This window comes from Chryseobacterium sp. VD8 (genome assembly GCF_037149975.1).
GTDB classification, from domain to species: Bacteria; Bacteroidota; Bacteroidia; order Flavobacteriales; family Weeksellaceae; genus Chryseobacterium; species Chryseobacterium indicum.
Genome location: NZ_JBBCQL010000161.1, coordinates 1 through 10,615, shown reverse-complemented (window position 1 = coordinate 10,615; position 10,615 = coordinate 1). Strand labels below are relative to the sequence as shown.

At 35.9% G+C, this 10,615-nt stretch carries 8 protein-coding genes and 2 tRNA genes; 6 read left to right on the top strand and 4 right to left on the bottom strand.

The annotated features are described in order from the left end of the window. Positions 1 to 147: 147 nt before the first annotated feature. Together WFK35_RS15955 and WFK35_RS15950 are read right to left on the bottom strand one after the other, a co-directional pair. Entirely contained in the window at positions 148 to 1,320 is a 1,173-nt protein-coding gene (locus tag WFK35_RS15955; protein ID WP_442892063.1) for an MFS transporter, read from the bottom strand. Between the two features lie 215 nt (positions 1,321 to 1,535). Further along, positions 1,536 to 3,209, bottom strand: coding sequence for a glutamine--tRNA ligase/YqeY domain fusion protein (locus tag WFK35_RS15950; RefSeq protein WP_336733416.1), 1,674 nt, complete (start codon positions 3,207 to 3,209; stop codon positions 1,536 to 1,538). 664 nt (positions 3,210 to 3,873) lie between these two features. Between WFK35_RS15950 and WFK35_RS15945 the strand changes: the two genes are divergently transcribed. Beyond that, positions 3,874 to 4,023, top strand: a complete 150-nt coding sequence (locus WFK35_RS15945) for a bacteriocin-like protein (RefSeq protein WP_214589038.1) — start codon at positions 3,874 to 3,876, stop codon at positions 4,021 to 4,023. Here the strand turns inward: WFK35_RS15945 and menC are convergent. Both menC and fbp read right to left on the bottom strand, forming a co-directional pair. Beyond that, positions 4,020 to 5,024, bottom strand: coding sequence for an o-succinylbenzoate synthase (gene menC / locus WFK35_RS15940; protein WP_336733415.1), 1,005 nt, complete (start codon positions 5,022 to 5,024; stop codon positions 4,020 to 4,022). The genes WFK35_RS15945 and menC overlap by 4 nt on opposite strands. Continuing rightward, positions 5,024 to 6,040 carry a class 1 fructose-bisphosphatase gene (fbp, locus tag WFK35_RS15935; protein WP_336733414.1) on the bottom strand — a complete coding sequence of 339 codons (1,017 nt, stop codon included), beginning with the start codon at positions 6,038 to 6,040 and terminating at the stop codon, positions 5,024 to 5,026. Before fbp ends, menC begins: the two co-directional genes overlap by 1 nt. A gap of 314 nt (positions 6,041 to 6,354) precedes the next feature. Here fbp and WFK35_RS15930 point away from each other — a divergent pair, with 314 nt between their 5' ends. The 5 genes from WFK35_RS15930 to WFK35_RS15910 all read left to right on the top strand — a co-directional run. Beyond that, positions 6,355 to 7,593 (top strand): aspartate kinase, encoded by a 1,239-nt coding sequence (locus tag WFK35_RS15930; protein ID WP_235131394.1) that lies wholly within the window; start codon positions 6,355 to 6,357, stop codon positions 7,591 to 7,593. 24 nt (positions 7,594 to 7,617) lie between these two features. Further along, complete coding sequence (locus tag WFK35_RS15925) at positions 7,618 to 9,459, top strand: lysophospholipid acyltransferase family protein (RefSeq protein WP_336733413.1); 1,842 nt, start codon at positions 7,618 to 7,620, stop codon at positions 9,457 to 9,459. A 98-nt stretch (positions 9,460 to 9,557) separates the two neighbouring features. After that, positions 9,558 to 9,630: transfer RNA gene (locus WFK35_RS15920), tRNA-Phe, on the top strand. Positions 9,631 to 9,746: 116 nt separating this feature from the next. Continuing rightward, a tRNA-Phe gene (locus tag WFK35_RS15915) sits at positions 9,747 to 9,819 on the top strand. Between the two features lie 152 nt (positions 9,820 to 9,971). Beyond that, the coding region (locus tag WFK35_RS15910) for a histidine kinase (RefSeq protein WP_336733412.1) at positions 9,972 to 10,615 on the top strand (644 nt) is incomplete at its 3' end.

Genomic DNA, 10,615 nt, shown 5'->3' with positions numbered 1-10,615 from the left:
GACGAAGGCGCCGGTGCGAGTGAGGAACGAACGAGTACGGAAGCGATGCGAACCCCAAAGCAGCCCGACCCGAATGTAAGGGGAAACCTCATAGGTTTTAAAAACCTATGAGGTTTAGCTCCGGAATGAGGGACACGCCCAAAATATTTAAGATTCTGGGTGTTTTCTGTCGCCAATCATCCAGGGAACAATGTAATAAAACGCAATGGCAATAATTGTGGCTAAAACTCCTGTCCCGATCCATAATATGGTAAATCCGAATCTTTCGGCGATGAACGTTCCCAAAGTAGGGGTTACAATAAAGGCAATGGAGAATGAAATTCCGTTCAAGCCCATGTAAGCTCCTTTGTTGTTTTTTCCGGAGCGTAATGCTGTGATGGTTGACATAAACGGCAAAGCCCAGATTTCTCCTACGCAGAGAAGACTCATGGATACAACCAAAGTCACGATACTGTAATCAAAACCAAGCATGGCATAAGCAAATCCACAGATGAAGGTTCCCAAAAGCATGGTTACGGCAAGGCTGAGATATTTTTCGGCAACCTGTACCAATCCCATTTCGAGTAAAACGACTAAAAAGCCGCTGTATCCCAAAATATATCCTATACTTTGCTGACTTATATGTGCCGTGTCTTTGTAAAAAATAGTCAGCGTACTGAACAACTGGAAAAAACAGATTGAAAAAAGCATACAGAAGAAACAGTAAACCAGAAATTTACCATCGCGGTAAGGGGAATTTTCTTTTTTAATTTCTATGGCTTCCTGTACTTTTCGGGCTTTTAATTTTGCCAGAATGTTTCGTTTTCTGAAAAAGACGATGTATAAAATTCCCGCCACCAAAGCTGTAAAAGCATTGCTGAAAAATAAAAATTCGTAGGAAATTGCCGATAAAATACCGCCCAAAGCAGGACCGATGGAAAAGCCTAAATTAATTGCCATCCGGTTTAAGGAAAATGCTCTGGTTATGTTTTCGGGTTTCGCATATTTTGTAATGGCAACCGAATTTGCAGGACGGAAGGAATCGCTTACAATGCTTTGCAGCAAAATAATGGTCGCCACTCCTATTTCTGTCTTAAATAGAGGAATCATACAAAATAAAGGCACACTGAGCAATAAGCTGAGATACTGAACTCTGTATTCTCCGATTCTGTCTGTAATAAATCCGCCCAGCCAAGAACCAATTACCGAACCGATTCCAAAAAAACTGAGTACAACTCCAGTATTTTCGATACTGAATTTTAAATGATCGGTCATGTAAACTCCCAGAAAAGGAAGCACCATGGAACCTGCCCGATTGATGAGCATGACCAAAGCAAGCATCCAGCTTTCTTTGGAAAGCCCTTTGAATGAGTTGGTGTATAGATATATAAGTTTCACAATTTTTAATTTTAATTACTGTTTTTAAACACGAATGACACAAATGCTTTTCACGGATAACCTTATTTTTTGGTTATCGTTTTTGTTTCGTTAGGGTTAAAAACAAAAAACAGGGCTTAATTTTTAGGCCCTGTTTTATTTATATGTATAATAAATTTTTACTCCGGCTTATAAGAGTCTTTTAACGTCACAGTTCTGTTGAATACAAAGTTTGTATCCGTAGAATCCTGATCTTTCGTGAAATAGCCAATTCTCTGGAATTGAAGAGGTTCTCCAACTGCCACATCTTTTAAGCTTGGTTCAGCAAATCCCTGAATGGTAGTTGCAGAATCCGGATTGATAAAGTTTAGGAAATCGACATCTTTCTCTGCATCTGGCTGTTCCACAGTGAATAATTTGTCGTAATTTCTTACTTCCACAGGAATTGCGTGTTTCGCAGACACCCAATGAATGGTTCCTTTTACTTTTCTTAAGCTTTCTTCTGTTCCGCTTCCTGACTTGGATTTTTCGTCGTAGGTTGCGTAAATGGTCGTAATGTTTCCGTTTTCGTCTTTTTCTACTCTTTCACCTTTAATGATATAAGCAGATTTCAGACGAACTTCTCCGCCTAACTTTAGTCTGAAGAATTTGTTGTTTGCTTCTTCCTTAAAGTCTTCACGCTCAATATATAATTCTCTGGAGAACGGAATTTCTCTTGTTCCTGCATTTTCCTGCTCAGGATTGTTTTCTGTTTCCAGCCATTCTTCTTTTCCTTCCGGATAGTTTTCAATGACTAATTTGACAGGATCCACAACCGTCATTACACGTTTTGCGACTTTATTCAGGTCTTCACGAACGCAGAATTCCAGTAACTGAAGCTCGATAAGATTTTCTCTTTTGGCAACTCCTACTTTTTCAATAAAATTTCTGATGGAAGCAGGCGTAAATCCTTTTCTTCTCATTCCGGAAATCGTAGGCATTCTCGGATCATCCCAACCGTTCACTACATTTTCGGCAATCAGCCTCTGCAGTTTTCTTTTGGAAGTAATCATGTAAGAAACGTTCATTCTCGCAAATTCTCTCTGCTTGTTTTTCACTTTTCCTTCTTCGTACACCTGATCTAAATACCAGTTGTATAAAGGTCTGTGGTTTTCAAACTCTAAAGAACACAGTGAGTGAGAAATTTGTTCAATATAATCAGATTCACCATGCGCCCAGTCGTACATTGGGTAAATTTTCCAATCCGTTCCTGTTCTGTGGTGAGGTTTGTTCAGAATTCTGTACATCACAGGATCACGCATGTTCATATTCGGTGAAGTCATGTCGATTTTTGCACGAAGAGACATAGAACCACTTTCGAATTCGCCGTTTTTCATCCTTTCGAATAAGTCTAAAGATTCTTCAACAGGACGGTTTCTATATGGAGATTCCACACCCGGTTCTGCCGGATTTTTTCTCTGCTCGGTAATCACTTCAGACGGCTGCTCATCTACGTAAGCTTTCCCTTCTTTTATCAACTGAACTGCCCAATCGTAAAGCTGCTGGAAGTAATCGGAGGCGTACAAAACTTTATCCCATTTAAAACCCAACCATTCAACGTCTTTCATAATAGAATCTACGAATTCCTGTTCTTCTTTTTCAGGGTTCGTATCGTCGAAACGAAGGTTCACGGGAGCATTGTATTTTTCACCCAAACCGAAGTTGATGCAGATCGCTTTGGTGTGACCTACATGCAGATAACCGTTTGGTTCAGGCGGAAAACGGAAACGGAGCTGATCTTTTCCCAGACCGTTTGCCAAATCATCTTCGATAATTTGCTCAATAAAATTGAGTGATTTTTTTTCTTCTTCCATTAAAATTCGCTTTTAAATGCCGTAGAATACGACAATTTGCAAATTTATGAAATTTTCAGGGTTTATGGAAATAATAATGTAAAAGTATAATTCTGAACCTGTATTTCCTGAAGAGCGTTTTTTGTTAAAAGATTCAAATTTTTAAATGAACATAACGTTAATACTTTCTATGAATTGGGAGATTGAAAGAACTTTATACCTGTGAAATTTAAAATATTGGAAAAAAAATTTACAAACACCTCTTACACAACAGTTTATATATTATTGAAAAAAAATGTTAAAAAAGTAAAAATTATGCATTGAATTCTGGCATAAAGATTGTAAATTTATTACCACAAAAATATTAACATTTTATATTATGAAAAAAGTTAAAAGTAAGTTTTCTTTAATTTTAGAATACATTAAGAAAGCGATTTTTGTAAAAGATGTCATTTAATCGCCAATCACTAAACCATAAACACCAAAACTATACGACTGAAAATTACTACATAAAAACTTCAAAATCATTTTCTTGACAAACAAAGTTCATCCGAGCTTTGAAAAATTCTAATATATTTTCTAAGGGCACATTAACTCACTTTAATGTGTGTTAATATGTGTTAAAGTGTTGCACATTACAAAAAAGAATTTCATATTTACATAACAAACCAAAAAAAATGTTTCTATGAAAAATCTAAAAAAACTTAAAAAAAGTGAATTAAAAACAATTAAAGGAGGTATAGTTCCTATCGGCTGTCTTAGTTGGAATCCTAAATTAAGATGCTGCAGAACATGGGATGAAGAACATTACAACAATCCTGTTTGTGAAATCTAATTTTTAAACCACAGTAATTCTCCTTTCAGATCCAGATTTGATTCGAAATTATTAACAAATAAAGCTCCGGTTCCCAATCCTTGCGGCATCGGGCTTTTTTTTGTAAAAGTATACTGAGCAATTGCGTTCAGCCCGATATTACTTTCCAGTGCTGATGTAATCCACCATCCTATATTCATACTTTCCGCAAGAGAAATCCATTCGTCAGATCCGGAAAAACCTCCTACTAAAGCTGGTTTTAAAATGATATATTGAGGTTTTACGGTTTCGAGCAATTTTCTTTTCTCACTAAAATCTGTAATCCCGATCAGTTCTTCATCCAAAGCAATCGGAGTAGGCGTTTCAAGACATAATTCTGCCATATCATTCCGGTTTCCTGCTTTTATAGGCTGTTCGATGGAGTGAATATGCAGATCGGCTAATTGCTGTAAAACAATTTTTGCTTCTTCTTTCTTAAAGCCTCCGTTTGCATCTACCCGAAGTTCAAGCCTGTCCTTTGAGAACTTTTGTCTCAGTTTCTGAAGAATTTCGTGTTCGGATTTCCAGTTGACTCCTATTTTGAGTTTAATGCAGTGAAAACCTTTTTCCAGTTTATCCTGAATCTGCTCTTCCATATAATTGATATCGCCCATCCAGATCAGACCATTGATAACAATCGGAGTTTTTCCTTGTGTAAATTCACTTGGAAAATATAGATTCTTACCATTTTTTAAATTCAGAACAGCCTGTTCATAACCAAACCAAATGGACGGAAATTCTTTTAATTTTTCTTTTAAAAACTCGGAATCCTGCTGAATATTTTCACAAAGCCATTTTAATTTATCTTCATAATCCGGTCTGTCGTCAAAACTCAGACCTCTGAAAATCGCACACTCTCCTGTTCCTTCCTTTCCATTTTCTGAAATTTTGAGAATAAAGGTCTCTTTTTCGAGCAAAACGCCGCGAGATGTTCCACTCGGGCGTTTGAATTCTAATAAATATCTTGAATATTCTGCTTTCATTATTTTACACTGTCAATTCGCATAAATTCTTCCGCTTTCTGCACCATATCGATACTTCCGCAGAAAAACGGGATTCTCTGATGCAGTTCTGTCGGTTCAATTTCAAGGATTCTTCTGAAACCATCGGTTGCTTTTCCTCCTGCCTGTTCTGCAAGGAAAGCCATAGGATTGCATTCGTACAATAATCTCAGTTTTCCGTTCGGAGCCTGTGAATAAGACGGATAAATATAAATTCCGCCTTTTAACATATTTCTGTGGAAATCTGCAACCAACGAACCAATATATCTTGAAGTATACGGTCTGTCTCCTTCTTCCATCTGGCAATATTTAAGGTAATTTTTTACGCCCTGAGGAAATTTGATATAGTTTCCTTCGTTGATGGAGTAAATCTTTCCTGTTTTTGGGAAAGTCATGTTCGGATGAGACAGATAATATGTTCCCAAAGAAGGATCCAATGTAAATCCATTCACACCGTTTCCAGTAGTATACACAATCATTGTGGAAGATCCATAGATAACATAACCCGCTGCGATCTGGTTAACTCCTTTCTGTAAAAAGTCTTCCAGCTGAACCGGAGTTCCGGGCTCTGTAACTCTTCTGTAGATTGAGAAAATAGTTCCTACCGAAACATTTACATCAATATTTGAAGAGCCGTCAAGAGGATCAATCAGCACCACATATTTGCTTAAATGTCCGTTTTCGCCACATTTGATATCGATGAAATCGTCGTTTTCTTCGGAAGCAATTCCACAGACAACCTCTCTCTGAGACAAAGCGGTAATAAAAATTTCATTGGCAATTACATCAAGCTTCTGCTGCTCTTCTCCCTGCACATTCTGGTTTCCTGCAGCGCCTGCGATGTCTACAATTCCTGCTTTATTTACTTCTCTGTTTACTACTTTTGAAGCTAGTCTTATTGCACTCAAGAGACGGGAAAACTCTCCCGTGGAATACTGAAAATCATCCTGTCTATCAATAAGAAACTCTCCTAAAGTCTGTAATGGTTGCTCTGACATATTTTGCTTTTTACGTTTTCTCCAAATTTCGTAAAATTTATTACAATTTAAAAGAATAATTAATAAAAGACCTTATTACCTGTCTATCAAACAAATACAATCGCAAAAAATCTGACTTGAAAAATATTTGTCTTAAAATACCAATCCCATTTTATTGAAGCAATCGGAATAATTTCTGCGAATTGATAATTTTAATAAAATCTTAAGCCCGCAGCAATATTGTGCTCTTTCATATCTCATTGTAAATGCATAATTTTGTCACCCGTAAAATATTCCCACAAATTTTATCTAACAATTTTATTATTAACAATTTAATGAAAATTTTCAAGTTTGGTGGAGCATCGGTAAAGGATGCCGAAAGTGTAAAAAATGTAGCCATGGTTTTAAAAAGCCAGGGATTTGCCAAATGTCTGCTGGTGATTTCAGCAATGGGCAAAACGACGAATGAGTTGGAAAAAGTTGTAGAACTTTATTTCAAGAAGGAAAACTATCAAACTGAAATTGAAAAGATAAAACGAAAACACATTGAGATCGCTGAAGGATTATTTCCTGAAAATCATGCGGTATTTGCAGAAATCAATTTATTTTTTGATGATATTGATTCTTTTTTAAGAAGAAACAAATCTCCGAACTACGATTTTGTTTATGATCAGGTGGTAAGCTGCGGAGAAATGATTTCTACGAAAATTGTGAGCGAATATTTGAATGAAATTCAGTTTACCAATCAGTGGCTGGATGCAAGAGATTATGTAAAAACTGACAATTCTTACAGAGAAGGTGTTGTAGACTGGGCAAAGACGGAAGAATTTATTTCTAATTTAAATAAAGAAATCTGCTACGTTACGCAGGGATTCATCGGTTCGGATGGCAATAATTTTACGGTGACTTTGGGAAGAGAAGGATCTGATTATTCTGCTGCAATTTTTGCATATTGTTTAAATGCAGAAGCTATGACGATCTGGAAAGACGTTCCGGGAGTAATGACGGGAGATCCGAGAAAATTCAAAGATGTAACGTTACTTTCTCATATTTCTTACGAAGAGGCAATTGAAATGGCTTATTACGGCGCAAGTGTGATTCACCCGAAAACATTACAGCCGCTACAGCAGAAAAACATTCCTTTTTACGTAAAATCTTTTGTAGATCCTACGAAGGAAGGGACTAAAGTAGGTGCTTCGGAAAAGAACCAAAGCGAAGAATCTTATATTTTAAAGGAAAACCAGACTTTGCTGAAAATTTCCACAAGAGACTTTTCATTTATCGCAGAAGACCATATGAGTCTGATATTCGGGTATTTATCCAAATACAAAATTAAAGTTTCCCTGATGCAGAACTCTGCAATTTCATTGGCTTTATGTCTTGAAGATAAATTTAATACCGTGGATGAATTAAATGAAGAACTTCAAAAAGTATTTAAAACAGAAGTTATAAAAAATGTATCTTTATTTACCGTAAGAAATGCGAAAATAGAGAACATAGATAAATTTTACCAGGAAAAAAGTGTATTATTGGAGCAGATTGCGAAAAATACGCTTCAAATGGTAACACAATAAAAACTAATTGCGACTAAACACAATATGAGTTTAATTTCGAAAAACGATCTGATTAAGGCTTCCGGCTTAAGTAAAATAGGATTTCTGAAAAATCCTGTAGCATCTGCTGTGATGAGCATTGCTAAAATCAACGAAGTAAATAAATTATACGACAAACTAAAAGATAAGGAAGGCAAAGACTTTTTCGACTCATTTGTGAGAGAGCGCAACTTAAGCTACATCGCTTTTGAAGAAGATCTGGCAAAAATTCCGAAGACGGGACCGTTCATTCTGGTTTCCAATCATCCGCTTGGTGCGATTGACGGGATTTTGATGTGTAAAGTATTGTCGGAAGTACGTCCGGATTTTAAGGTAATGGGAAATTTCCTTCTGGAAAAAATCAAACCGATGGAACCGTACGTAATTGCCGTAAATCCTTTTGAGGGCAGAAAAGAAGCTTACAGCAGCTCTTCCGGGATGCGGGAGACCTTAAAGCATCTGCAAAACGGAGGCTGTGTAGGAATTTTCCCTGCAGGAGAGGTCTATAATAAAAATAATCCTTACAGCGAAATTCTGGATAAGGAGTGGGAAAAACCGGCGTTAAAGCTTATAAGAATGGCAAAAGTGCCGGTTGTTCCTATGTATTTTCATGCAAAAAACAGCAGAATATTTTATCAGGTGGCAAAAATACACCCGAATCTGCAGACTTTAATGCTGCCTGCAGAAATGATGAATGACCGGGAAAAACCGATCAGGATAAGGATCGGAAAGCCTATCTCTGTAAAAGCAATGGACGATATGGAAACCATTGAGGAACTGGGAGAATTTCTGAAACGTAAGGTGTATATGATGAAATCTTACTACGAGAAGCGAAAATCTTTGGCTCAGAGCATTAATCTTAAAAATCTTTCGGTAAAATTTCCTTTATTAAAAGAAGAAAATATTGTTCAGAATATCATCGACGAAACTCCGAAAGAAGACATTTTAAAAGACATCAATAAGCTGAAAGGAACCGATAAAATGTTTTTCAGCAACGGAAATTATGAAGTTTATTTTACCACTTACGAAGAAATTCCTTCAATAATGCGGGAAATCGGAAGACAGAGAGAGCTTACCTTCCGTGCAGTAGGAGAAGGAAGTAATCTTCCGTTCGACCTTGATGAATACGACAAACATTACCATCATCTTTTCCTTTGGGACAGTGCCGCAGAAAAACTTGTGGGAGCTTACAGAATGGCTCTGGGAAAAGAAGTCATGAAAAAATCAGGAATTAAAGGGTTTTATACAAGTTCTTTATTTGAATTTGAACAGGATATCCATCCTTTTTTCAAGAAAGTAATCGAAATGGGACGTGCGTATATCTGTCAGGAATATCAGCAGAAACCACTTCCGCTTTTCCTTTTATGGAGAGGAATTGTACATGTCTGCTTACGAAATCCGGATCATAAATTTTTGATGGGAGGTGTAAGTATTTCCAATAAATTTTCAGAATTTTCCAAATCTCTGATGATCGAGTTTATGCGTTCGAATTATTATGATTCCGCAGTTGCACAGTATATTACTCCAAGAAACGAATACAAAGTAAAACTTCGCGACAGGGATAAACATCTGTTTTTTGAGGAAATGGAGTCTGATCTTAATAAGCTTGATAAGATTATTGATGATCTGGAACCGGAACTTAGATTGCCTGTTTTAATTAAGAAATACATTAAGCAAAATGCTAAAGTTATCGCCTTTAACGTAGATCCCAACTTCAATGATGCGATCGACGGACTGATGTACATACGAATAAGTGATCTTCCGGAAAGCACGATTAAGCCTGTATTAGAGGAAATGAGCGAACAGATAAGACGCGAACAGGAAAATAATTCAGTTGAAAATCAGTAGGTTTTTAAGTTTTGTTAAAAAAAGTCTTGTTAATACTTGCTTCATATACTAAAACTTACTACTTTTGCATCACTTTAAAACAACGAAGTAACAAGAATGGTTTCTTAGCTCAGTTGGTAGAGCAATGGATTGAAAATCCATGTGTCCCTGGTTCGATTCCTGGAGAAACCACTTAAAAAACCACCTGTAAAAAGGTGGTTTTATTTTCAAAGTTTTAAATAAAATTTGCCAAGATTAATAATTATTATTATTTTTGCACCACTTCAAAAAAGAAGCAAAAATTAAATGGTTTCTTAGCTCAGTTGGTAGAGCAATGGATTGAAAATCCATGTGTCCCTGGTTCGATTCCTGGAGAAACCACTTAAAGTCATCTCATTTGGGATGACTTTTTTGTTTTCAATTAAAAAATTTTTTAGTTTGTAGATTTAAATAAGCACTTCGTAGATTTTATTATTATTTTTAAAAGAAAAACTTGAATTTTATCTGTTTTTATTTTAAAATAATTTAGAATCTTGAAACTGACTCAGAAAAACAAATATCATATCTTCTTTTGGCTTGCCTATTATCTCTTTGAGATTAATGCATCATTTGTGTATATACATGAAAGTTTTAAACAATTTTCATGGCAAAAAACACTCTATCTGTCTGTAATCTCAGAATTCACTTTTCTTTTTGCAGAAATTCCGGCAGCATATTTAGTTTTGACAATGATAGACGGTAAAATAAAAATTCTCAGAAATAAAGCACTACGGATTTTTGCTGTAATTATAATCGTAACATTTTCAGTAGTTTTTTTCAGAATAATATCCCATGATCTCATATTTCCTTACTATTATTCTGTTCCGGAAGACACCACAAGATTTTCATTAGGCGGAATTTTTGTTGCAGCCATGAATATCGTTTTTGCCATCGCCATCATGTTGGGCTTTGAAAAATTTATTCAGCAAAATGAAACGCAAAAAAGATTAATCGAAATTTCGAAAGAAAAAACAGATGCAGAACTAAAACTGCTTAAGACCCAAATAAATCCCCATTTTCTTTTCAATACACTTAATAATATTTACGGACTTTCGCTTAAAAAATCAGATGAAGCACCCCAAATTATTTTGAAACTGGCAAAAATAATGCGGTACAATATCTTTGATTCCGCCCAAAA